This window comes from Pseudomonas sp. FW306-02-D09B, from assembly GCF_058782685.1.
Genome location: NZ_JBYSXY010000007.1, coordinates 247037 through 268967 on the forward strand (window position 1 = coordinate 247037; position 21931 = coordinate 268967).

At 59.8% G+C, this 21931-nt stretch carries 20 protein-coding genes; 7 read left to right on the forward strand and 13 right to left on the reverse strand.

Going from position 1 to position 21931, the window contains the following annotated elements; translation table 11 throughout:
• Positions 1 to 87 precede the first annotated feature (87 nt).
• Together AC3WK5_RS14775 and AC3WK5_RS14780 are read right to left on the reverse strand one after the other, a co-directional pair.
• Complete coding sequence (locus AC3WK5_RS14775; RefSeq protein ID WP_103316168.1) at positions 88 to 840, reverse strand: anti-sigma factor family protein; 753 nt, start codon at positions 838 to 840, stop codon at positions 88 to 90.
• Positions 837 to 1343 (reverse strand): RNA polymerase sigma factor, encoded by a 507-nt coding sequence (locus AC3WK5_RS14780; protein WP_103316169.1) that lies wholly within the window; start codon positions 1341 to 1343, stop codon positions 837 to 839. The genes AC3WK5_RS14775 and AC3WK5_RS14780 overlap by 4 nt, the downstream gene beginning before the upstream one ends.
• Before the next feature lie 160 nt (positions 1344 to 1503).
• Between AC3WK5_RS14780 and AC3WK5_RS14785 the strand changes: the two genes are divergently transcribed.
• A complete protein-coding gene (locus tag AC3WK5_RS14785) occupies positions 1504 to 2595 on the forward strand; it encodes a catalase family peroxidase (protein WP_103316170.1) in 1092 nt (363 codons plus the stop codon).
• Complete coding sequence (locus tag AC3WK5_RS14790; protein WP_054596563.1) at positions 2592 to 3134, forward strand: cytochrome b; 543 nt, start codon at positions 2592 to 2594, stop codon at positions 3132 to 3134. The genes AC3WK5_RS14785 and AC3WK5_RS14790 overlap by 4 nt, the downstream gene beginning before the upstream one ends.
• A 156-nt stretch (positions 3135 to 3290) precedes the next feature.
• Here AC3WK5_RS14790 and AC3WK5_RS14795 read toward each other — a convergent pair whose 3' ends face one another.
• Both AC3WK5_RS14795 and AC3WK5_RS14800 read right to left on the reverse strand, forming a co-directional pair.
• Positions 3291 to 4442, reverse strand: coding sequence for a M14 family metallopeptidase (locus tag AC3WK5_RS14795; protein WP_103316172.1), 1152 nt, complete (start codon positions 4440 to 4442; stop codon positions 3291 to 3293).
• Positions 4443 to 4964: 522 nt separating this feature from the next.
• The gene (locus tag AC3WK5_RS14800) at positions 4965 to 5306 is read right to left on the reverse strand and encodes a DUF6124 family protein (RefSeq protein WP_054596565.1); all 342 of its coding nucleotides are present in this window, start codon (positions 5304 to 5306) and stop codon (positions 4965 to 4967) included.
• A gap of 129 nt (positions 5307 to 5435) precedes the next feature.
• Between AC3WK5_RS14800 and AC3WK5_RS14805 the strand changes: the two genes are divergently transcribed.
• Complete coding sequence (locus AC3WK5_RS14805; RefSeq protein ID WP_103316173.1) at positions 5436 to 6101, forward strand: LexA family protein; 666 nt, start codon at positions 5436 to 5438, stop codon at positions 6099 to 6101.
• A gap of 42 nt (positions 6102 to 6143) precedes the next feature.
• Here AC3WK5_RS14805 and AC3WK5_RS14810 read toward each other — a convergent pair whose 3' ends face one another.
• The 4 genes from AC3WK5_RS14810 to AC3WK5_RS14825 are packed head-to-tail and all read right to left on the reverse strand — an operon-like array spanning position 6144 to position 11704.
• Positions 6144 to 8093, reverse strand: a complete 1950-nt coding sequence (locus tag AC3WK5_RS14810) for an acetyl/propionyl/methylcrotonyl-CoA carboxylase subunit alpha (RefSeq protein ID WP_103316174.1) — start codon at positions 8091 to 8093, stop codon at positions 6144 to 6146.
• Positions 8093 to 8908, reverse strand: coding sequence for a gamma-carboxygeranoyl-CoA hydratase (locus AC3WK5_RS14815; RefSeq protein WP_103316175.1), 816 nt, complete (start codon positions 8906 to 8908; stop codon positions 8093 to 8095). Before AC3WK5_RS14815 ends, AC3WK5_RS14810 begins: the two co-directional genes overlap by 1 nt.
• A gap of 13 nt (positions 8909 to 8921) precedes the next feature.
• Positions 8922 to 10529: a carboxyl transferase domain-containing protein gene (locus AC3WK5_RS14820; RefSeq protein ID WP_103316176.1), complete on the reverse strand. Its 1608-nt coding sequence runs from the start codon at positions 10527 to 10529 to the stop codon at positions 8922 to 8924.
• An 11-nt stretch (positions 10530 to 10540) separates the two neighbouring features.
• Positions 10541 to 11704, reverse strand: a complete 1164-nt coding sequence (locus tag AC3WK5_RS14825; RefSeq protein ID WP_054596570.1) for an isovaleryl-CoA dehydrogenase — start codon at positions 11702 to 11704, stop codon at positions 10541 to 10543.
• Positions 11705 to 11955: 251 nt separating this feature from the next.
• Between AC3WK5_RS14825 and AC3WK5_RS14830 the strand changes: the two genes are divergently transcribed.
• Positions 11956 to 13653: an AMP-binding protein gene (locus AC3WK5_RS14830; protein ID WP_103316177.1), complete on the forward strand. Its 1698-nt coding sequence runs from the start codon at positions 11956 to 11958 to the stop codon at positions 13651 to 13653.
• A gap of 590 nt (positions 13654 to 14243) precedes the next feature.
• Here the strand turns inward: AC3WK5_RS14830 and AC3WK5_RS14835 are convergent.
• The 3 genes from AC3WK5_RS14835 to AC3WK5_RS14845 form a co-directional block, all read right to left on the reverse strand.
• Positions 14244 to 15143, reverse strand: a complete 900-nt coding sequence (locus AC3WK5_RS14835; RefSeq protein WP_103316178.1) for a hydroxymethylglutaryl-CoA lyase — start codon at positions 15141 to 15143, stop codon at positions 14244 to 14246.
• A gap of 37 nt (positions 15144 to 15180) precedes the next feature.
• Positions 15181 to 15579, reverse strand: a complete 399-nt coding sequence (locus AC3WK5_RS14840) for a MerR family transcriptional regulator (protein WP_103316179.1) — start codon at positions 15577 to 15579, stop codon at positions 15181 to 15183.
• Between the two features lie 209 nt (positions 15580 to 15788).
• A complete protein-coding gene (locus tag AC3WK5_RS14845; protein ID WP_103316180.1) occupies positions 15789 to 16718 on the reverse strand; it encodes a LysR family transcriptional regulator in 930 nt (309 codons plus the stop codon).
• 176 nt (positions 16719 to 16894) lie between these two features.
• On the opposite strand from AC3WK5_RS14845, the gene AC3WK5_RS14850 reads away from it, so the two are divergent.
• On the forward strand, positions 16895 to 18124 hold the full coding sequence (locus tag AC3WK5_RS14850; protein ID WP_054596576.1) for an acyl-CoA dehydrogenase: 1230 nt from the start codon (positions 16895 to 16897) through the stop codon (positions 18122 to 18124).
• A gap of 72 nt (positions 18125 to 18196) precedes the next feature.
• Here the strand turns inward: AC3WK5_RS14850 and ftrA are convergent, their stop codons facing one another.
• Entirely contained in the window at positions 18197 to 19174 is a 978-nt protein-coding gene (ftrA, locus tag AC3WK5_RS14855; protein WP_103316181.1) for a transcriptional regulator FtrA, read from the reverse strand.
• A gap of 100 nt (positions 19175 to 19274) precedes the next feature.
• On the opposite strand from ftrA, the gene AC3WK5_RS14860 reads away from it, so the two are divergent.
• Complete coding sequence (locus tag AC3WK5_RS14860) at positions 19275 to 19709, forward strand: rhodanese-like domain-containing protein (RefSeq protein WP_103316182.1); 435 nt, start codon at positions 19275 to 19277, stop codon at positions 19707 to 19709.
• Between the two features lie 168 nt (positions 19710 to 19877).
• Here AC3WK5_RS14860 and AC3WK5_RS14865 read toward each other — a convergent pair whose 3' ends face one another.
• Positions 19878 to 20531, reverse strand: a complete 654-nt coding sequence (locus AC3WK5_RS14865) for a type 1 glutamine amidotransferase (RefSeq protein ID WP_103316183.1) — start codon at positions 20529 to 20531, stop codon at positions 19878 to 19880.
• 155 nt (positions 20532 to 20686) lie between these two features.
• Here AC3WK5_RS14865 and AC3WK5_RS14870 point away from each other — a divergent pair, with 155 nt between their 5' ends.
• Positions 20687 to 21799 carry a succinylglutamate desuccinylase/aspartoacylase family protein gene (locus tag AC3WK5_RS14870; RefSeq protein WP_103316184.1) on the forward strand — a complete coding sequence of 371 codons (1113 nt, stop codon included), beginning with the start codon at positions 20687 to 20689 and terminating at the stop codon, positions 21797 to 21799.
• Positions 21800 to 21931: the final 132 nt, after the last annotated feature.

Here is a 21931-nt window from a genome sequence, read left to right on the forward strand (position 1 = left end):
GTCAGAGTGGTTCGACAAAAACAGGCGGCTGGTACCGCTTTTTGCCTTTGGAAATCACTGTGCAGTCGGCTTGATTCGATGTGAGCATTAGAACTTCAGCTCTTGCTTGAGCATCTGCGTCGCCGGATCCCGGGCTTCGCTGACCATCGCGTAGTTGTACCCGGGCCCCGACCAGTACTCGGCCTGCAACTCGCCGTCGCTGCGGCTGCCGCGTGGCAGCAGGTAGTTTTTCGGGCCTGGCGGGCGGACGTAGAAACTGATCTTGCGGCCGCTCTGGTCCTCGTACATCACCATTGCTGCCGGGCCTTGCTCGGTGCTCAGCAACCGTCCGCTGACCGGTTTGAACCCCGAGTTGGCGAGGTCCGGCAGGCGATTCGCCTGGGAGAAGTAATGGTCGAGCCAGCCCTGCATATCGCCGTCATCAGTGACCTTGTAATCAGCCGGCAGGATGCCTTGCTGGGCGAACATCCGGTACGCCTGCATCGCATCGGTCATCGGCAGTGCTGCGCCAACCATGGTCATTTCCCGCGCTTGCCAGCCGCCCAGGCCACCGACGCTGACCGCGATCAGCAACACGGCGGCGCTGGCCAAGTGGCGGCGGGACTGTCGTTTCAGACGCTGGCGAATCACGCTGGGGTCGAGGTTCGGGTTGGGCGGTTGCTGCAAGGCGCCGCTCAAGGCAGCGCGCAGTTGCTGGGCGTCCTGTTGCCAGGCCTGAACCTGCTCGGCAACGTGCGGATTGGCCGCCAGGTACGTTTCCACCAGTCGCCGGTCCGCGTCGTCGAGTTGATGGTCGACGTAGGCGTGCAGGTCATTGACGCTTGGGGGCATGCTGATCATTTGAGTATCCGCAAAGAGGGGCTGGTGATTTCGCCATCGCTGAGTTGGCGCAAGGCCTGGCGAGCGCGGGACAGACGAGACATCACGGTGCCGGTAGGAACGTCGAGAATCTCGGCAACCTCCTTGTAACTCAAGCCTTCCACCGAGACCCAGAGCAACAGCGCGCGTTGCTCGGTGGTCAGTTTGTCGAAGGCTTGCAGCGTCGATTGCGCCAGCACCGTGCGCTCGACCGAGGGCTGGGCTTCATCGCGACCGGTGAAGAACTCAAGCATTCGCGCATAACGCCTTGAGCGTCGATGGGCGTCGAGAAACTGTCGATACAGAATCGAAAACAGCCAGGCGCGCAAATCGCCGTCCGGGCGTTTGTCGCCCCATCCCGACAGCGCCCGCTCCAGGCACGACTGCACCAGATCGTCAGCGTTGCTGGGGTTGCGCGTCAGCGACACGGCAAAACGCCGCAGCCTGGGGATGAGTTCACGTAACGGTTCGTCGAGATCGTTCATGGAATGCTGGCTAGTCATTACGCTTTGGATCAGGAAGACGTCCGGCAGTGGAGGTTATTCCAGCAGTGGAAAAATAAACACCGGGTCAGGGAATAAACCTCTGCGGGCTTCGTCTGATTGATCCTTTCCACCGGTGGCCCACGGCCCTGGAGATGTTCACATGGTTGATCGTTCACCGCCGCCACGGCCAGACAAAATCCCCTTGAGCCGCATGAGCCTGGCTTTGCGCCTGGCCGGTATCGGCGCAGTAGTCGCTGCCCTGGCCGGGGCTTTTGCCTACGTCAATGGCACGTTTGACCCACAGCGTCTGACACCAAAAGCGCTGGTCGACGTGCTGGAGAAAAACAATGGGGTACACCCGGGCTTTCGGCGCAATCACGCCAAGGGCGTGTGCGTGGCCGGGTATTTTGAAAGCACCAGCGAGGCGCGCCCGTATTCAACCGCCCAGGTCTTCAGCGCGGCGCGAACGCCGGTTGTCGGGCGTTTTGCGTTGCCCAGCGGCAATCCCTACGCGCCGGACAGCAGCGTACCGATCCGCAGCCTGGCGTTGCGCTTCAAGCAGGCCAATGGCCAGCAATGGCGCACGGGAATGAACAGCATGCCGGTGTTCCCGGTGGGCACGCCTGAGGCGTTCTATCAGCTACAACAGGCCCAGACACCCGATCCGGCCACCGGCAAACCCAATCCTGCCAGCGTCCCGGCATTTTTTGCCACACACCCGGAAACCGCGCCGTTCCTGCAATGGATCAAGAGCGCCAAGCCATCGGCCAGTTACGTGACCGAGACCTACAACGGCATCAACGCTTTTTATCTGGTCAACGCCGCGGGTCGGCGTCAGGCAGTGCGCTGGAGCGTGGTCCCCGTGGCGCGTGATGCGGTCGGCGCCAGTGCCCCTGAAGGTGCGGACTTTCTTGAAAAGGATTTGCTCCAGCGCTTGAAGAGCGGGTCGTTGCGTTGGCAACTGAATATGACGCTGGCCAATGCTACTGACCCGACCAACGACGCCAGCAAGGCCTGGCTGGGTGAGCGCAAGGTCCTGAACGCCGGGACGCTGGTGCTGGAAAGCGCCCAGGCACAGAACGATGGCGAATGCCGCGACATCAATTACGACCCGCTGGTCTTGCCGAGCGGTATCGAGGGTTCCGATGACCCGTTGCTGGCCGCACGTTCGGCAGCTTATGCCCGTTCTTACCTGCGTCGAACCGCTCAAGTCGACCAGTTACCCACCGCCAAACAGGAGTCGCCACAATGAGCGCGCACCCTCATCATTTCACTCCGCTGGCGCGGCTGCTGCATTGGCTGATGGCGGTGATGGTCGTCGCCATGCTGTTTATCGGTGCCGGCATGGTCGCGTCAGTCTCCGAACGCCATGAATGGCTGATCCACCTGCACAAACCGTTAGGCGTGGCGATTCTGCTGTTGGTGATCGTGCGTCTGTTTGTACGTTTCTCGACTCGCCAGCCGCCGTTGCCGACAGACTTGCCGGGCTGGCAGGCATTGGCGGCCAAGGCATCGCATGGGCTGCTTTACGCATTGATGCTGATCTTGCCGTTGCTGGGCTGGGCGATGATATCGGCAGCAGGGGACCCGGTGATGCTCGGCAGTTCGTGGCAATTGCCCGCGATTGTGCCGGCGAATGCGTTGCTGTTTGCCTTTCTACGCAGGGCCCACGGTTATCTGGCGTACCTGCTGTTTCTGACCGTTCTGTCGCACCTGGCAGCGGCGTTGTTCCATGGCTGGGTGCGTCGTGACGGGGTGTTGCAAAGCATGTTGCACAGCAAGGATCACTGATTGGCTGGCACGGCGCATCGCTCAGGTGCGCCGCTTTTCAGCGTCAGCAGCCAATAGATCAGCGCCACAGCGTTGATCCCCGCGCCCAGCCATGGAACAGCGCCGTCGAGTGAAAAATGGCTGCACGCCGTACCGGCACGCAGCCATTGAGAGGCATCAACGCAGGGTGCCGACCATCTCCGCAATCGTCGACAGCACATCCTTGCCTAACTGCATCGAACGCTTGCCCGACCAGCCGGTGCGGGCATTCGGTGCGTCGTTGTTGTCCTTGAATGGCATCTCCAGCGTCAACGACAGGCAATCGAACTTCTCACCGACGCTGTTGCAGGCCAGGGTCATGTTGGCCTTGCCCGGGAGGTCACGGGTGTAGCCGTGGGTGGTCTGGAAGTCGCGGGTCAGGTGTTTCAAATGACTGCGAAAGTGCTCTTCGAGTTTTGCAATGCGCGGCGTGTAGCTTGGGTTGCCTTCGCAGCCAGCAGTGAACACGTAGGGGATTTCTTCATCACCGTGGATATCGAGGAACAGGTCGACACCGTACTTCTCCATTTGCTGTTGAACGAAGAGTACTTCCGGGCTGGCGTCCTGGCTCGCGCTCTGCCAGGCGCGGTTGAGGTCCTTGCCCATGGCGTTGGTCCGCAAGTGACCATGGAAAGCGCCGTCCGGGTTCATGTTTGGTACCAGATACAAATCGGCACTGGCCAGCAGTTTGTTCAACTCAGGATCATTGTGCTGTTGCAGACGTTCGATGACACCTTCCATGAACCACTCGGCCATGTGTTCGCCAGGATGCTGCTGGGCAATGATCCAGATCTTGCGCTGGCCCTCGGCGCCGCTGCCTTTGCGCAACAATTGAATATCCCGACCTTCGACGCTTTTGCCGGTGGCCAGCAGTTCGGTGCCAGCCTTGCTCAACGCCTGGTCGATCAGCCAATCGTGGCGTCCGCGGCTATAGGGTTCAAAGTAGGCGAACCAGGCGTGAGTCTCGGTGGCTTCGAGGCTGAAGCGCAGGCAGTCGCCTTCAAAGATCGTCGGCACACGGAACCAGTTGACGTGGTCATACGAGGCCACCGCCTGGTAACCGTCCCATGCCTTGTGATAGGAGGATTTACTGGCGTTGTTCAGTCGAAACCAATGTTCCTGGCCGACGTGCAGACCACTGGCCTTGAAGTGAAACCACTGGAAATGCTGACTGCGGGTATCGGGTTTGATGGCCAGCAAGGCCTGTAGCGGATTGCTGATGTCCAGCACCTCGATGTTGCCGCTGTCGAAGTTGGCGGTGATCTCAAAGGAGCGGTGGGCCACGGTCATAATCTATTCCTGAGTATGATTTTTATGGCTGTTACTTTACACGCAAGGGTGGGAAAGCCGAGGGCAATTTGCGCGGGGATAAAATGGGGGCGTCGTCCTTGACGCAGCCGCAGCTTAGTGTTTATGCGATTGATTCTCAAGTGCTATTTTTGGCGCCCTAAAGCCCGTGCTTGAGCGGTCTGTTGCAAAAAGATGCTCTTTTGATATCATCCGCGCCATCGAATTCAGCAGCACCCGACTTCATTAGCCTGAAGCCATAGCCAGAATAACTGGCAAAAAAAAGACCCGGCAAAAAGCCGGGTCAAAAACCGTGATTAGCCTGATGAGGAGATATTCCAGGAGTCCGACCTAAGGTCTCTTGGTCTATCGACTGATCTCGCGACCAGCTGCATGCAATAATAATCATTATCATTTGCAAGTCAAATGTTTTCACCTGCCTTATAGGAAGAATTTTTCCTGTGGCTGCCCAAAACGTCTGTGGCGTGAGTCAGATCGCAGCGTTTTCTAATCGTGTTTTCCTGTTCATCCTTTCTGGTCACCGTCCAGGGACCTGTCCACCATGGCCTTGGCCATGTCGATCATGTGTACGACTGAAAATGCCAGATCGCGGCTTGCGCCATGCAGGTTGTCTGCCGACTCATAAGCGGTCGCGGCCGCACAGCGCAGCAAGTCCGATGCATGGACCAGAGCTTCTTCGCTGCTGATGTTACGGTTTACATCGAAGAATCGCTCCGCGACTTCGAATTCTGAAACAGTTGGTTTCAAGTAATAGTCCAGGGCGCGTTGGGCTGCTGCACAGCCCTTGAGCGAGGTGAAGTTCGCGTCGATCTCTTGTTCGGCCGTGTCTTTGCGGGTGATGTCCATGGTGGGTAATGCTCCGTGGGTGGGGCGATTGGGTAATTCGAATCCTAGTACAAACTGTATTCATGACGAAAAATTAAATACTACAATGTGTGTGTTGAGGGTCCGACTACGCGAAGTATTGTTCCGCCCATGGATAAATGGATTGAGTTGGTCAAGGCCAAGATGAGTGAGCTCAAAATCACTCAGGAAAAGCTCGCAGAGCGTCTCGCAATGTCTCAGGGCGGCATCGGCCATTGGCTGAACAAGCGTCGCCAGCCCAGCCTCGAGGATATGAACCGGGTGCTTCGGGAGTTGGGGCTGGGGTTTCTCGAAGTCGCCCTGGTGATCAGGGAACCCGAGCTTGCGAGTGACGAGCCGCAAGAGGGCGATTACGAGGTGTCGCTGGCGCAAAAGTACAACCCGTACTTCCGTTACCCGGTCAGTGACTGGCAGGGTATCAGTGAGGTGCGCGAGGCTGCGCCGGCTGCTTATGCCAAGGGACGTCACGAGTTATCGGATTATCACGCCCAAGGTCCGGCGTTCTGGCTGGTCGTGGTCGGCGATGCGATGACCGCACCGAGCGGTATCAGTATTGCGCAAGACATGCTGATTCTGGTCGACCCGGCGGCTGAAGCCGTGCCCGGTAAACTGGTGATCGCTCAGTGGCCAGACAGTGCCGAAGCGACGTTCCGCAAATTGATCGAAGAGGGCGGTCAACGGTATCTCGTGCCGCTGAATCCGACTTACCCGAAAGCCCTGTTTACCAATGAGTGCCGAATTATCGGAGTCGTGGTGCAGGCAACTGCCAAGTTCTAGTCAGACAGGTCCTACGCCGTAGGACCTGTCATCAGGCCGCGATTATTCCAGCTCCACCAGCGCACTGCCTTCGTTGACCATCTCGCCCTCTTGGCAATACAAGGCTTTGACCACGCCTGCATGGGGCGCACGAATGCTGTGCTCCATTTTCATGGCTTCCAGTACCACCAGTTGCGCACCGGTTTCGACCGTTTGCCCTGGCGTTACCAATACACGGACGATGCTGCCATTCATTGGCGCGGTCAGACCGCCCTGATGACTATGGCTGGCTTCGACCGCGGCGATAGGGTCGTAAAGCTTGATGCAGCGCAGCTCACCCTCCCATTGCAGGTACAGGGTTTCAGCCTGACGGATGGCGCGATGCTGACGGCGCAAGCCGTGATGCTCGACCAGCAATTGCTCACCGTTGAGCTCGGCGTTGCGGGTGTCGGCGGGGGCCAGGGTGATTGCTCGATCCTGGTCTTCGCAGCTTAAGTGCAGCGTGGTTTCTGCCGGCAACCCGGCACGGAAACCGCTGCCAACGGCCCATGGTGAACCCGGGTCATCGGCGCGTACGTGGTGTGCCTGGCTTTGCGCAAAGGCTTGGGCAGCGGCTTGCCAGAACGCATCGCTGAGTTCGTTTGGCGCTGGCAGCAATTGGTCCTGATAACGTGGGATGAATCCTGTATCCAGCTCAGCCGCAGCGAAGGCCGGGTGTCCGATGATTCGGCGCAGGAAGTTGATGTTGGTCTTCAGCCCGCCAATGGCGAACTCATCCAGCATGCTCAGCAGCCGCAAACGTGCCTGTTCGCGGTCCTCGCCCCAGGCGATCAGCTTGCCAAGCATCGGATCGTAGAACGGCGAAATGCTGTCGCCTTCCTCGACACCGCTATCGACGCGCCGACCCGGGCCCGCGGCCGACTCGCGGTACAGCGCCAGGTGTCCGGTGGCCGGCAAGAAGTCATTGCTCGGGTCTTCGGCGTACAAACGCACTTCAATCGCATGGCCGAGCAATGGCACCTGCGCCTGAGTCATGGGCAGCGGCTCGCCTTGGGCGACGCGAATCTGCCACGCCACCAGGTCGAGACCGGTGATGGCTTCGGTGACCGGGTGTTCGACCTGCAGGCGCGTGTTCATCTCCATGAAGAAGAACTCACCGCGCGAATCCAGCAGAAATTCCACGGTGCCTGCGCCGACATAACCGATCGCTTGCGCCGCGCGGACTGCCGCTTCACCCATGGCTTTGCGCAGTTTCGCGCTCAGGCCGGGGGCCGGCGCCTCTTCGACGACTTTCTGGTGACGACGTTGAATCGAGCAATCACGTTCGTTGAGGTACAGGCAGTTACCGTGCTGATCAGCGAAGACCTGGATTTCCACATGCCGTGGTTTGAGCAGGTACTTTTCCACCAGCATCCGCGAATCGCCGAACGAAGATTGCGCTTCACGCTGCGCTGAGGCCAGGGCTTCGGCCAGCTGGCTGACGTCCTCGACCACTTTCATGCCTTTACCACCGCCACCGGCAGTCGCCTTGAGCAGCACCGGATAGCCGATGCGCTCGGCGGCATCGCGGAAGGTTTCCAGGTCCTGGGCCTCACCGTGATAACCCGGTACCAGCGGCACACCCGCAGTTTCCATCAAGGCTTTGGCGGCGGATTTGCTGCCCATGGCGTCAATGGCCGAAGCGGGGGGGCCGAGGAAAATCAAACCGGCGGCTTCAATGGCGCGCGCGAATCCGGCGTTCTCCGAGAGAAAACCATAACCCGGGTGAATCGCCTGAGCGCCGCTGGCCTTGGCGGCAGCGAGCAGTTTGTCGATTTGCAGGTAGCTGTCAGCGGCTTTGCTGCCACCCAGGTCGACGCGGATGTCTGCCTCGCGACTGTGCCGCGCATCGCGATCGGTAGCGCTGTGCACGGCCACGGTGGTCAGGCCCAGCGCCTTGGCGGTACGCATCACTCGGCAGGCAATTTCGCCACGGTTGGCCACCAGCAAGGTGGTGAGAACAGGGGCGCTCATCAACGCAGCTCCTTGGTGGTGGATTCGGGCTGCCAGCTTGGCGGACGTTTCTGCAGGAACGCCCGCAAGCCTTCCTGGCCTTCAGGGCTGACGCGAATTCGGGCGATCGCGTTTTCACAGTAGCGGCGCAACGCCGGGTTCAAGGAACCGTTGCCGACTTCACGCAGCAGCTCCTTGCTTGAGCGCATGGCGTGTGGGCTATTGAGCAACAGATTGTTGATCCATTGTTCGACCTGCGACTCCAGTTCGCTGGCCGGATAGCTTTCGCTGAGCAGGCCGATTTCTTGGGCACGTTGGCCACTGAAACGTTCAGCGGTCAGTGCATAACGGCGCGCGGCCCGTTCGCCGATGGCTTGAACAACGAAAGGGCTGATCACCGCCGGCGCCAGGCCGATGCGCACTTCCGACAGGCAGAATTGCGCGTCATCGGCACCAATCGCCATGTCGCAGCAACTGATCAAGCCCAAAGCGCCGGCATAGGCCGCGCCCTGGACAACCGCCAGCGTCGGGATTTTCAGCTTGGCCAGGTTGTACATCAACTCAGCCAGCTCGCGAGCGTCGTCAAGGTTGGTGTGGTAATCGAGTTCGGCCGATTGCTGCATCCAGGCCAGGTCAGCGCCAGCGCTGAAATGCTTGCCACGTCCGCGCACCAGCAGAAAACGCAGGCTCGGGTTGCTCTGGACCTTGTCCAGCGCAAGGATCAGTTCGCGGATCATTTCGGCGTTGAAGGCGTTGTTTTTCGCCTCGCGACTCAACCACAGCGTGGCGAAACCACGCGGGTCGGTCAGCAGTTCGAGGGTATTGAAGTCGCTCATGGTTTTCTCCAGATCACATCCGGAACACGCCGAAGCGGCTCGGTTCGATAGGTGCATTCAGCGATGCAGACAAGGCCAGGGCCAGCACGTCGCGGGTTTGCGCCGGGTCAATGACGCCGTCGTCCCACAACCGGGCGCTGGAATAGTAGGGGTGGCCCTGTTCTTCGTACTGATCGAGGATCGGTTGCTTGATCTCGGCTTCCTGGGCGTCGGAGAACGGATGACCGCTGCGCTCAGCCTGTTCGCGCTTGACCTGAACCAGCACGCCCGCGGCTTGCTCGGCGCCCATCACGCCGATTCGCGCGTTCGGCCACATCCACAGGAACCGCGGATCGTAGGCCCGTCCACACATGCCGTAGTTACCGGCGCCGAAGCTGCCGCCGATGATCACAGTGAATTTCGGCACCTTGGCGCAGGCCACGGCGGTGACCAGTTTTGCGCCGTGCTTGGCAATGCCGCCAGCTTCATACTTTTGGCCGACCATGAAGCCGGTGATGTTCTGCAGGAACAGCAATGGAATCCCGCGCTGGCAGGCCAGTTCGATGAAGTGCGCACCTTTCTGCGCAGCTTCGGCGAAGAGGATGCCGTTGTTGGCGAGAATCGCGATCGGGTAGCCGTGCAGGTGTGCGAAACCACAGACCAGCGTCGTACCGAACAGCGCCTTGAATTCGTCGAACACTGAGCCGTCCACCAGTCGCGCAATCACTTCACGCACGTCGAACGGTTGCTTGGCATCGGCCGACACCACGCCGTACAACTCGTCGCTGCTGTAGAGCGGTGCGATTGGCGTAAGTTGTTGCAGTTCACCGAGCTTGCGCCAATTGAGGTTGGCAACACTGCGCCGAGCCAGGGCCAACGCGTGTTCGTCGCTGTCGGCATAGTGGTCGGCTACACCGGAAATCTTGCAGTGCACATCGGCACCGCCCAGGTCTTCGGCGCTGACCACTTCACCGGTCGCGGCTTTCACCAGTGGCGGGCCGGCGAGGAAAATCGTTGCCTGCTGACGGACCATGATCGCTTCATCGGCCATGGCCGGCACATAGGCGCCACCGGCGGTGCAGGAGCCCATGACCACAGCGATCTGCGGGATGCCCATGGCGCTCATGTTGGCCTGGTTGAAGAAGATCCGCCCGAAGTGCTCACGGTCCGGGAACACTTCATCCTGACGTGGCAGGTTGGCGCCGCCGGAGTCGACCAGGTAGATGCACGGCAGGCGATTCTGTTGGGCGATGGTCTGGGCGCGCAGGTGTTTTTTTACCGTCAGCGGGTAGTACGAACCGCCTTTCACGGTCGCGTCGTTGGCGACGATCATGCATTCGACGCCTTCGACCCGGCCGATGCCGGCGATCACTCCGGCGGCGGGGACATCTTCGCCGTAGACCTCGTAAGCGGCCAGTTGGCTGATTTCCAGAAAGGGCGAACCGGGGTCGAGCAGGCGATTGATCCGCTCACGAGGCAGCAGTTTGCCGCGTGAGGTATGCCGTTCCTGGGCCTTGGCACCGCCGCCTTGCCGGACCTGAGCGAGCAGGGTGTGCAAGGCGTCGACCTGGGCAAGCATCGCCGCGCTGTTGGCCGCGAACTCCGCCGAACGGGGGTTGAGCTGGGTGTGCAGGATTGCCATGGACAGCTCCGTTAGCGGGTTTCGTTGAAGAGTTCACGACCGATCAGCATGCGACGGATCTCACTGGTGCCCGCACCGATTTCATACAGCTTGGCGTCACGCAGCAGACGGCCTGCCGGGAATTCGTTGATGTAGCCGTTGCCACCCAGAATCTGGATCGCATCGAGGGCCATTTGCGTGGCGCGTTCGGCGCTGTAGAGGATTACGCCGGCAGCGTCCTTGCGGGTTGTTTCGCCGCGCTCGCAGGCTTGAGCCACTGCGTACAGGTAGGCGCGGCTGGCGTTGAGCTGGGTGTACATGTCGGCGACCTTGCCCTGGATCAGCTGGAATTCGCCGATGCTTTGGCCGAACTGTTTGCGGTCGTGGATGTACGGAACGATGAGGTCCATGCAGGCCTGCATGATCCCGGTTGGCCCGCCGGAGAGCACCACGCGCTCATAATCGAGGCCGCTCATCAGCACTTTCACGCCACCGTTGAGCACGCCCAGGATGTTTTCTTCCGGGACTTCAACATCATCGAAGAACAGCTCGCAGGTGTTCGAGCCGCGCATGCCGAGCTTGTCGAATTTGTTGCTGCGGCTGAAACCTTTCCAGTCGCGTTCGACGATAAATGCGGTGATCCCGTGCGGGCCCTTTTCCAGGTCGGTCTTGGCGTAGATCACGTAAGTGTTGGCGTCCGGGCCGTTGGTGATCCAGGTCTTGCTGCCGTTGAGCACATAGTGGTCGCCACGTTTGTCGGCGCGCAGTTTCATCGAAACCACGTCGGAGCCGGCGTTCGGCTCGCTCATGGCGAGGGCGCCGATGTGCTCGCCGCTGATCAGCTTCGGCAGGTATTTGGCTTTCTGTTCGTGGGTGCCGTTGCGGTTGATCTGATTGACGCAGAGGTTGGAATGCGCGCCGTAGGACAGGGCGACCGAGGCCGAGCCGCGGCTGATTTCTTCCATGGCCACCACGTGCGCCAGATAGCCCAGACCGGCACCGCCGTATTCTTCTGGAACGGTAATCCCCAGCAACCCCATGTCACCGAATTTACGCCACAAGTCAGCCGGGAACAGGTTATCGATATCGATCTGTGCTGCGCGCGGGGCGATCTCTTTGCTGACGAAGGCGCGGACCTGGTCACGCAGCATGTCGATGGTTTCGCCGAGGGCAAAGTTCAGGGTCGGATAGCTCATGGGGCACCTTCAAACTTGTTTTTATAAATGGAGAATCGGCCTGCACTGCGCGCCGAATCGACTGTCACCTTTACGTTAACGTAAGCCTGTGACGAATGGCTGTCAATCACCCTTTACGTTAACGTCAACTTGAGCGACTCTGTAGGCGCCGAGCTTGCTCGCGATGAACGATAGCGCGGACTTTCAGTAACGCCGGGGCAGACCTGTCGCAGGTAAGCCTCGCTCCTAAAATAAAGACAATAGGGGTCGTCATGGATCAACACAGTGCTCCCCCACAGCACAGCTACAGCCGTGGTTCACAGGACAAAGCCTTGCTGGCGATGACCATTGGTCAGGCGTTTGATAACACCGTCGCGAAGTATCCCCAGGGTGACGCATTGGTGGTGCGTCATCAGCAACTTCGCTACAGCTGGGCGCAATTGGCCGAAGCGGTCGATTTGCACGCCAGAGCGTTATTGGCGCTGGGTTTGCAAACGGGGGACCGTCTCGGCATCTGGGCGCCAAACTGCGCGCAGTGGTGCATCAGCCAGTTTGCCAGCGCGAAGATCGGGGTGATTCTGGTCAACATCAATCCGGCTTATCGCAGTTCCGAACTCGAGTACGTGCTGAAGCAGTCCGGCTGCCAATGGCTGGTGTGTGCCGGTTCATTCAAGACCTCCGATTACCACGCCATGCTGCAAGGCCTGGCACCGGAACTGGCCGAGCAATCCATTGGCCACCTGCACTCTGAGCGCTTGCCGGATTTGCGCGGTGTGATCAGCCTCGACGCGCAACCGCCATCAGGCTTTTTGCCGTGGTCGCAATTGGCGGATCTCGGTGCCGGGGTGCCGGTTGAACAGCTCAAGGCACGGCAAAACAGCCTGCATTTCGACCAGGCGGTGAACATTCAATACACCTCCGGCACCACCGGATTTCCCAAGGGCGCGACCCTCAGTCACTACAACATCCTCAACAACGGTTACATGGTTGGCGAAAGCCTCGGGCTGACCGCCGATGATCGCCTGGTGATCCCGGTGCCGCTGTATCACTGCTTCGGCATGGTCATGGGCAACTTGGGTTGCATCACCCATGGCAGCACCATGATTTACCCCAACGACGCCTTCGACCCGTTGCTGACGTTGACCACTGTTGCGCAAGAGAAAGCCACCGCGTTGTACGGTGTGCCGACCATGTTCATCGCCATGCTCGATCAACCGCGCCGTGCAGAGTTTGACCTGTCGACGTTGCGTACCGGGATCATGGCCGGGGCAACGTGCCCGATTGAAGTCATGCGCCGGGTCATCAGCGAGATGCACATGAGCGAAGTGCAGATTGCCTACGGCATGACGGAAACCAGTCCGGTGTCGTTACAGACCGGTCCGTCAGACGACCTGGAATTGCGTGTCACCACGGTTGGCCGCACCCAGCCGCAGCTGGAAAGCAAAATCATCGATGAGGAGGGCAATCTGGTGCCCCGTGGGACCATCGGCGAGCTATGCACCCGCGGTTACAGCGTGATGCTCGGTTACTGGAACAACCCGCAAGGCACGGCCGAGGCAATTGATCAGGCTGGCTGGATGCACACTGGCGATCTGGCGACCATGAACGAAGAGGGTTACGTCTGCATCGCCGGACGTAACAAGGACATGATCATTCGTGGTGGCGAGAATATTTACCCGCGGGAGCTGGAAGAGTTCTTCTTCACCCATCCAGCGGTGGCGGATGTGCAGATCGTCGGTATTCCATGCGAGAAGTACGGCGAGGAGATCGTTGCCTGGATCAAGTTTCACCCGGGCCACAGCGCCACTGAGCAAGAGCTGCAAACCTGGTGCAAGGAGCGCATCGCGCACTTCAAGACGCCGCGCTACTTCAAGTTCGTCGAGGATTTTCCGATGACTGTGACCGGCAAGATCCAGAAGTTCCGGATGCGCGAGATCAGTATCGAAGAGCTGAAAGCCAATAAAGGCTAACGACAGTCCTGTGGGAGCAAGCCCGCTCCCACAGGATGCGCGGCCAAAACTCAAATGCCAGACAGCACAAAGGGGAGCCGAAGCTCCCCTTTAATTTGTCGTTGCCTGCTCTTTTTTTATTATTAAGGGGCGGTCTGTTGTTGTTTTTGGCAACCGTGACCCTTTACCGCTGTTTCGGGCGACCCCCATCCGGGGTCAAGAGCAAACGTATTTTTTTGAGCGCTGATCTGCTTTTTCGCCAAGCGATCCAACCAGTTCGGGAGCTACCTGAAGGTAGTTTTATTGTTCTCTGCCCGGTTGCGGGTTACTGCAAGCAGCACCCTGAAAAGCACACCTTCTCCAAAAAAATCTGTTAGCTGCGTCTCTGCCGTGTTGTTTTTGTTATGTCAGAGTCGTTACGTCTTATTTTTATTAGGTTTGCTGCTTTTTATTCTTGTTATGCCATAGAGATAGCAGAAGCCATGCCAACTTTTTAAAGTCCTTTAAAATCAAGCAATTAACATTTTGTAGGACAAATCGTTCATAAAAATTCGGTCAGGTTGTTTCCGTGTTACTCGTTTTGTTGCGGGTGCGGTAACACCCCTGACACATCACTGGGCGCTACGGGCCTTGGCCACGCGTGAACCGGTAGGACGGCCCAGGACGTTGCAGATCTGCTGGCCGGCCAGAATCAGTTTGTCCATGTCGACGCCGGTCTCTATACCCAGGCCGTTGAGCAGGTACAGCACGTCTTCGGTGGCAACGTTACCGCTGGCGCCTTTGGCATACGGGCAGCCGCCGAGGCCGGCGATAGAACTGTCGAATACCGCAATCCCTTCCAGCAGGCTGGCATAGATGTTGGCCATGGCCTGACCGTAGGTGTCGTGGAAATGCCCGGCCAGTTTGTCCCGTGGCACGTCGGCTGAAACCACCTCGAACATCTTGCGCGTTGCGCCGGCGGTGCCGGTACCGATGGTGTCGCCAAGAGAGACCTCGTAGCAGCCCATCGCATACAGCTCGCGTGCAACCAGGGCAACTTGCTCGGGCGCCACGTCACCCTCGTAAGGGCAGCCGAGCACACAGGACACGTAACCGCGCACACTGACCCCGCGTTGCCGGGCGGCCTCCATGATCGGCACGAAGCGCGCCAGGCTTTCGCTGATCGAGCAATTGATGTTGCGTTGCGAGAAGGATTCGGACGCGGCGGCGAATACCGCGACTTCCTTGACCCCGGCAGCCACCGCGTCTTCGAACCCGCGCAGGTTCGGCGCCAGTGCACCGTAGGTCACCCCGGGCTTGCGCTGGATCTGCGCGAAAACCTCGGCCGAGCCGGCCATTTGCGGTACCCATTTCGGCGAAACGAAACTACCGACTTCTATATAGCCAAGGCCAGCGGCGCTGAGTGCATCGACCAACTGCACCTTGTCTGCAACGCTGATGGGCTGGGCTTCGTTCTGCAGACCATCGCGTGGACCGACTTCGATCAGGCGTACATGGGTGGGGAGGGGCATAAGGAATTCACCTGTTGTTATGAGAGCGTGGGAACGATCAGATAGCCTGCTGGCTCTTGATCGTCTGTTCCAGCGCCTGGACACAGCGTTCTTCGGCGGTGTCGAGTTCCAGTTTCATCTGCTCGATGTCCAGCAATTGCTGTTCAAGCTGTTCACGGCGTTCGGTGATTTTCGCCAGCATGCTGTGCAGCTGTTTCTGATTGCCGCTGGTGGGATCGTAGAGTTCGATCAGCTCGCGGCATTCGGCCAGGGAAAAACCGATGCGCTTGCCACGCAGGATCAGCTTCAGGCTGACCTTGTCGCGTGGCGAATAGATACGTTCCTGGCCGCGACGCTCGGGGCTGAGCAGGCCTTGCTCTTCGTAAAAGCGAATGGCGCGAGTGGTGATGTCGAGCTCGCGGGCGAGGTCGGAAATGCTATAGGTCTGGCTGCTCATGGGCGCGCTCGCAAGAAGGTCATGGCGCTAAGCTAATGTCAGGTTGACGTGAACGTCAAGGCTGTTGATCTTCATTGTCATAACCGGCCTCTTCGCGAGCAAGCCCGCTCCCACACTGGATCGGTGTTGAACATGGGATTTGCTGTTCGAACGGAGTTTAGTGGGGGAGCGGGCTTGCTTCGGGCGGCGATCCGACGCGGTCTAATGTCTTACGCGTTATCCAGCTTCTTCTCATGCGCCGTCACTTGCTGGCACAACTCGATCATCTGCTCACGCATCCAGCGGTTGGCCGGGTCCTGATCGGTGCTTTCGTGCCAGTAGAGGTGGGTCTCCACCGGCGGCACATCATTGACCGGCAGATAAAAGGCGTGCAGGTCATGACGCCGGGCAAAACGCTCGGGCACGGTCATTACCATGTCGGTTTGCTGCAACACCTGGGAGGCCATCAGGTAATGCTGCGAGCGCAGGGCGATCTTGCGCTGGATGCCCATTTTGCCCAAGGCCAGGTCGACATAACCGAGACCGCTGCGGCGGCTGGAAATGTGCACATGGGTCAGTGACAGGTAGTCGTCGAGGCTGAACTTTTCCTTGCTCGCCATCGGATGGCCCTTGCGCATGGCACACACGTAGCGATCTTCCATCAACTTGACGTGACGCACTTGCGGATCGGTGTTGAGCGGTGCATCGACGGCAAAGTCCAGGCGGCCAGCGGCGAGTTCCTTGGTGGTCTCGCGGCGTTTCGACAGAAAACTCTCGATGATCACCGTCGGCGCCAGGCGTCGCAGGCGCTGGAACAGCGGCGGCAGGATCACCGCCTCGGTGAGGTCGGTCATGCTGATGCGATAGGTCTTGACCGCCTGCAACGGGTTGAAAATCCGGCTTTCCTGCACCGATACCCGCAGCAGCGACAGCGCGTTGCGCACCGGACCGATGATGTTTTGCGCCATGGGCGTGGGCACCATGCCCTGGGCGGTACGCACGAACAATGGGTCGTTGAAGGTCTCGCGCAGGCGGGCCAGAGCGTTCGACACCGCAGGCTGGGTAATGCCGACAATTTGCCCGGCGCGGGTCAGGTTGGCTTCGGTGTAGATCGCGTCAAAGACGATGAAAAGATTGAGGTCAACCTTGCTTAGGTTCATGGCGTTTCGCTCTTGGCTTTTGTTATTGGAACAGGGGGCTCGATCAGTCGATCATATATCGGTGATGAATGTTAATACACGCCGAGAATAGGCTAGGTAAATTATCAACGCTGATCTAGCATCGATTCATGACCTCAACAACGTCTTCAACACCTCGTCAAAAAAGGTAGCTGCCCATGGATTTCGCCTATTCCCCCAAGGTCCAGGAACTGCGTGAACGCGTGACTGCGTTCATGGATGCTTACGTTTATCCAGCCGAAGCGGTGTTCGAACGTCAGGTCGCTGAAGGCGATCGCTGGCAGCCGACGGCGATCATGGAAGAGCTGAAAAACAAGGCCAAGGCTGAAGGCTTGTGGAACCTGTTTTTGCCGGAATCCGAACTGGGCGCCGGTCTGACCAACCTGGAATACGCACCATTGGCGGAAATCATGGGCCGCTCCTTGCTCGGACCTGAGCCGTTCAACTGCTCGGCGCCGGATACCGGCAACATGGAAGTATTGGTGCGCTACGCCAATGAAGAACAGAAGCAGCGCTGGCTGGAGCCGCTGCTGCGCGGCGAGATCCGCTCGGCGTTCGCCATGACTGAACCGGACGTGGCGTCCTCCGACGCCACCAACATGGCCGCCCGTGCAGTGCGTGATGGCGACGAGTGGGTGATCAATGGCAAGAAGTGGTGGACCTCCGGTGCATGCGATCCACGCTGCAAAATCCTGATTTTCATGGGCCTGAGCAACCCCGACGCACCGCGTCACCAGCAGCACTCGATGATCCTGGTGCCGGTGGATACGCCTGGCGTGAAGATCGTTCGTCCGCTGCCGGTGTTCGGTTACGACGACGCGCCTCACGGTCACGCCGAAGTGCTGTTCGAGAACGTCCGCGTACCTTATGAAAACGTGCTGCTGGGTGAGGGGCGTGGCTTCGAGATCGCCCAGGGGCGCCTTGGCCCAGGCCGGATTCACCACTGCATGCGCTCGATCGGCATGGCGGAGCGCGCACTGGAATTGATGTGCAAGCGCTCGATCAACCGCACCGCCTTCGGCAAGCCGTTGGCGCGCTTGGGCGGCAATATCGATAAGATCGCCGACTCGCGGATGGAAATCGACATGGCGCGGCTGTTGACCCTCAAAGCCGCCTACATGATGGACACCGTGGGCAACAAAGTGGCGAAAAGCGAAATCGCCCAGATCAAGGTGGTGGCGCCGAATGTAGCCTTGAAGGTGATCGACCGGGCGATTCAGATCCACGGTGGTGCGGGTGTCTCCAACGATTTCCCGCTGGCCTACATGTACGCCATGCAACGTACGCTGCGTCTGGCCGATGGCCCGGACGAAGTGCACCGCGCAGCGATCGGCAAGTTTGAAATCGGCAAATATGTGCCGAATGAAATGCTGCGCAGCGGGCACTAAGCCGCGGCGCTGTACATCACCCGCAAACGCAGTATTGCTGTGTTTGCGGGTGAGTGCATTGGCAATCACCCCTCACATCGACAGCGCTTTCACTTCGCGGCCAAACCGCTCCCGATACACCGACGGCGGCAGCCCGACCACGCTGCGAAACGCCACCCGAAAACTCTCCACCGAACGGTAACCACATTGCAGCGCGATGGACTCGGTGTTGTGTGCGCTGCTTTCCAGCAGTTCCCGGGCGCGTGCCAGCCGTTGTTGTTGCAGCCAGGATTTGGGCGAGGCACCGGTGGCTTCGCTGAATCGTCGTAAAAAAGTTCGCTCGCTCATGGCCGCCTGGCTCGCCAGTTCGCGTACGCCCAGCGGTTCATGCAGGCGTTCGCGGGCCCATTGCATGACGCGCGACAGATCGCTGCGGGGAGTGCGGCTGACGGGGGCGGGAATGAACTGTGCCTGGCCGCCAGTGCGTTGCGGCGACATCACCAACCGGCGTGCCACCGAGTTGGCGACCTGGGTGCCAAAGTCCCGTGCCACCAGGTGCAGGCACGCGTCAATGCCGGCGGCGCTGCCGGCGGAGGTGATCAACTGCCCCGCATCGACATACAGCACGTCGGGGTCGACCAGAATGTTCGGGAAGCGTTCGGACAGTTCCTCGGTATAACGCCAGTGAGTTGTTGCGCTCAGCCCGTCGAGCAACCCCGTGGCTGCGAGTACAAACACCCCGGAGCAGATCGACAGCAGCCGCGCGCCTCGGGCATGCGCCTGACGCAGGGCCGAAAGCAGGGCTTCAGGCACTGGTTCAGTGCGGCTGCGCCAACCGGGAATGATGATGGTCCGCGCGGTGTCCAGCAGCTCCATGCCGCCGTCCGCCAATACCTGAATGCCGCCCATGGCGCGCATCGGCCCCTGATCGACAGCGACGATCCGGTGTTCGTACCAGGGGAAGTCGAACTCTGGCCGCGCCAGCCCGAAGATCTCCACGGCGATCCCGAACTCGAAGGTGCAGAGACCGTCGTAGGCCAGAATCGCGACTAATCCGGGTTCGTTGTGCATTTGGCGGAAAATTCCCAGTGAGTGTCTTGTGCGCCACTGTAGCGGTATCGGCGAGTTGGATACAGTCCTCTCACGCCCACATACGCTTTGGAGAGCACCCATGACCAGTCTGGTTCGCGAAATTCCTGCCGCCTCATCCGCCGTTGCCCTGATGCATTTCAGCAATCGCCTGACCTTTGAAACCGACTGTTCCGACGTCTTTGGCAGCCAGCAGGCCGGTGATGTGGACTTCGTTCTGGTGGACGTACGGGGTCCACTGGCGTTCGAGCGCGGTCATGTGCCGGGTGCGATCAATATTCCTGGACGCTTGATCAGTGCTGAAGTACTGGCGGCTTACCCGAAAACCACGCTGTTCGTGGTGTATTGCGCCGGTCCGCACTGCAACGGCGCAAACAAGGCTGCGGTGAAGCTCGCGGCGCTGGAATACCCGGTCAAGGAAATGATCGGCGGAGTGACGGGGTGGCTGGATGAAGGCTTTGAGTTGAGCCACACGGTTGAACGGCCAGCCAGCGCTGCAATCGGATGCGAGTGCTGATCACGACACATGGTCGAGTCAGCTCTTGTGGCGAGGGAGCTTGCTCCCGCTCGGCTGCGAAGCGTTCGTAAACTTGCCAGTGCGTTCTCTCAGGATAAACGCATCAGCTTTATTGCGACCGCTTCGCGCTCGAGCGGGAGCAAGCTCCCTCGCCACAAGGGGGCATTGCTAGGTCCTGGACGCGGTTGCACGCCACTCATCCAGCGTCGCCTGCAACCAGTCGAACACTAGGCGGTAAGCGGCGCTGTCGTCCTGATCGCGGGGCAGGGGGGACTCATTGCCGAAGTGGGCATTGAGTAGCGCTACCGACTCGGCGTTCCATTCCGGATGAAACTGCAATCCCACGCGCGTCGAGCCGACGGTGTACATCTGCTGCTCACACTGGGTGCTGCTGGCCAGCAATCGGGCGTGGGGTGGCAGATCGATCGCGTCCTCATGCCATTCAAGCACGTTCAATGCGCGCCCATCGGCGAAGGTAACCGTGGTCCAGCCGGTTTCGGTCCGGGTCATTCGCCGCACATTTCCACCCAGGTTCAGGGCCAGCAATTGCGCACCCAGGCAAATGGCGAATACCGGCGCGCCCTGTGCGATGCTTGCCGCCAGCCACTTGCGTTCTTCTGCCAGCCACTGCGGACCTGCGTTGGCCTCATAAGGCCCGCCCAGAATGATCACCGGCGCAGCGCCTGCGGGTGGAAGCTGACCAAGGTCCGCGCGAAACACCTTCAGTGTCAGCCCCCGGGACTCGGCCCAATCGTCAATCGCGCCCGGGCCTTCAGCGGGGTGGTGCTGGATCAGGTTCAACGAGGTCGATTGCTCGGGCATGGCGCGGCTCTCTGGTGGCGAAGGGTTGTACGGTCGGCTTTTCCGTCGGAACCTGTGGCATCTTGACTGAAAACGAGGCGTTTCTGAAGGCCGGTTACAGACGTCTGCAGGCAAACGCAAAGGCCACCAGGTAGAGTTCAACACAGGAGCCCGCCATGCTACGTATCGACCATCAACTGCCCTGGAGCCACCTCGGCACCGAGCGCAGCCTCAGTGTGTTTCGTTTTGGCGCGGGTCCGCGCAAGGTCTACATTCAGGCCAGCCTGCATGCCGATGAGCTGCCGGGCATGCGCACGGCCTGGGAGCTGAAGAAGCGTCTCACCGAACTTGAAGCCCAGGGCCAGCTCAACGGCGTTATCGAACTGGTGCCGGTGGCCAACCCGATTGGCCTGGACCAGCATCTGCAAAGCGCCCACATGGGCCGTTTCGAGCTCGGCAGCGGGAAGAATTTCAACCGGGCGTTCTACGAACTCAGCGGGCCGGTGGGGGAGTTGATCGGTTCGCAGTTGGGCAACGACGCCGAGGCCAACATCGCGTTGATCCGTCAGACCATGGGTCAGGTTCTCGACCGGTTACCGGCTCCGGCTTCACAGCTGGAAGCCCTGCATCGTTTGCTGTTGCGGCATGCCTGTGAGGCTGAGATCACCCTGGATCTGCATTGCGATTTCGAGGCGGTCATTCATCTTTATGCGCTGCCGCAACACTGGCCGCGGTGGCAGTCTCTGGCGGCGCGGTTGAAGGCCGGTGTGGCGTTGTTGTGCGAAGACTCCGGTGGCAGTTCGTTCGATGAGTCCTGTTCGTCGCCGTGGTTGCGGCTGGCCAAGGCGTTTCCAGAGGCGTCGATTCCACCGGCCAACCTGGCGACGACGCTGGAATTGGGGAGCATGGGTGACACGCGGGTTGATCAGGCTCAGGCCAATTGCGAGGCGATCCTCGGGTTCCTGGCGGAGCAGGGTTTTATTGCCGGGCAGTGGCCGCAAGCGCCGGATGAGTGCTGTGAGGGGATGCCGTTCGAGGGCACGGAGTATCTGTTTGCACCGCATCACGGGGTGGTGAGTTTTCTGCGTGAGGCGGGGGAGTGGGTCGAGAAGGGCGATGCGTTGTTTGAGGTGGTCGATCCGTTGAGTGATCGGGTGACGGTGGTGTGTGCCGGGACCAGCGGGGTGTTGTTTGCGCTGGATCGCGGGCGGTATACGCAGCCGGGGATCTGGCAGGCGAAGGTGGCGGGGCGGGAAGCGATTCGGGTTGGGAAACTGGTCAACGATTGAGTCTGGTCTGGCTGCCCCATCTCCTGTGGGAGCCGAGCTTGCTCGCGATGACGGCGGGGGTGTCAGAAATTTTGTGTTCGGGCATAACATGAGTAAGAGGTGCATGTATGCCAACCAAAAAGAAACCTGCGT

Bases quoted from the DNA above. Each gene is read 5' to 3' on its own strand.
- AC3WK5_RS14800 (WP_054596565.1), bottom strand. From the start codon at position 5,306: ATGGACATCACCCGCAAAGACACGGCCGAACAAGAGATCGACGCGAAC.
- AC3WK5_RS14775 (WP_103316168.1), bottom strand. From the start codon at position 840: ATGATCAGCATGCCCCCAAGCGTCAATGACCTGCACGCCTACGTCGAC.
- AC3WK5_RS14870 (WP_103316184.1), top strand. From the start codon at position 20,687: ATGCTACGTATCGACCATCAACTGCCCTGGAGCCACCTCGGCACCGAG.
- AC3WK5_RS14835 (WP_103316178.1), bottom strand. From the start codon at position 15,143: ATGCCCCTCCCCACCCATGTACGCCTGATCGAAGTCGGTCCACGCGAT.
- AC3WK5_RS14830 (WP_103316177.1), top strand. From the start codon at position 11,956: ATGGATCAACACAGTGCTCCCCCACAGCACAGCTACAGCCGTGGTTCA.
- AC3WK5_RS14795 (WP_103316172.1), bottom strand. From the start codon at position 4,442: ATGACCGTGGCCCACCGCTCCTTTGAGATCACCGCCAACTTCGACAGC.
- AC3WK5_RS14860 (WP_103316182.1), top strand. From the start codon at position 19,275: ATGACCAGTCTGGTTCGCGAAATTCCTGCCGCCTCATCCGCCGTTGCC.
- AC3WK5_RS14805 (WP_103316173.1), top strand. From the start codon at position 5,436: ATGGATAAATGGATTGAGTTGGTCAAGGCCAAGATGAGTGAGCTCAAA.
- AC3WK5_RS14785 (WP_103316170.1), top strand. From the start codon at position 1,504: ATGGTTGATCGTTCACCGCCGCCACGGCCAGACAAAATCCCCTTGAGC.
- AC3WK5_RS14820 (WP_103316176.1), bottom strand. From the start codon at position 10,529: ATGGCAATCCTGCACACCCAGCTCAACCCCCGTTCGGCGGAGTTCGCG.
- AC3WK5_RS14810 (WP_103316174.1), bottom strand. From the start codon at position 8,093: ATGAGCGCCCCTGTTCTCACCACCTTGCTGGTGGCCAACCGTGGCGAA.
- ftrA (WP_103316181.1), bottom strand. From the start codon at position 19,174: ATGCACAACGAACCCGGATTAGTCGCGATTCTGGCCTACGACGGTCTC.
- AC3WK5_RS14780 (WP_103316169.1), bottom strand. From the start codon at position 1,343: ATGAACGATCTCGACGAACCGTTACGTGAACTCATCCCCAGGCTGCGG.
- AC3WK5_RS14850 (WP_054596576.1), top strand. From the start codon at position 16,895: ATGGATTTCGCCTATTCCCCCAAGGTCCAGGAACTGCGTGAACGCGTG.
- AC3WK5_RS14790 (WP_054596563.1), top strand. From the start codon at position 2,592: ATGAGCGCGCACCCTCATCATTTCACTCCGCTGGCGCGGCTGCTGCAT.
- AC3WK5_RS14840 (WP_103316179.1), bottom strand. From the start codon at position 15,579: ATGAGCAGCCAGACCTATAGCATTTCCGACCTCGCCCGCGAGCTCGAC.
- AC3WK5_RS14845 (WP_103316180.1), bottom strand. From the start codon at position 16,718: ATGAACCTAAGCAAGGTTGACCTCAATCTTTTCATCGTCTTTGACGCG.
- AC3WK5_RS14815 (WP_103316175.1), bottom strand. From the start codon at position 8,908: ATGAGCGACTTCAATACCCTCGAACTGCTGACCGACCCGCGTGGTTTC.
- AC3WK5_RS14825 (WP_054596570.1), bottom strand. From the start codon at position 11,704: ATGAGCTATCCGACCCTGAACTTTGCCCTCGGCGAAACCATCGACATG.
- AC3WK5_RS14865 (WP_103316183.1), bottom strand. From the start codon at position 20,531: ATGCCCGAGCAATCGACCTCGTTGAACCTGATCCAGCACCACCCCGCT.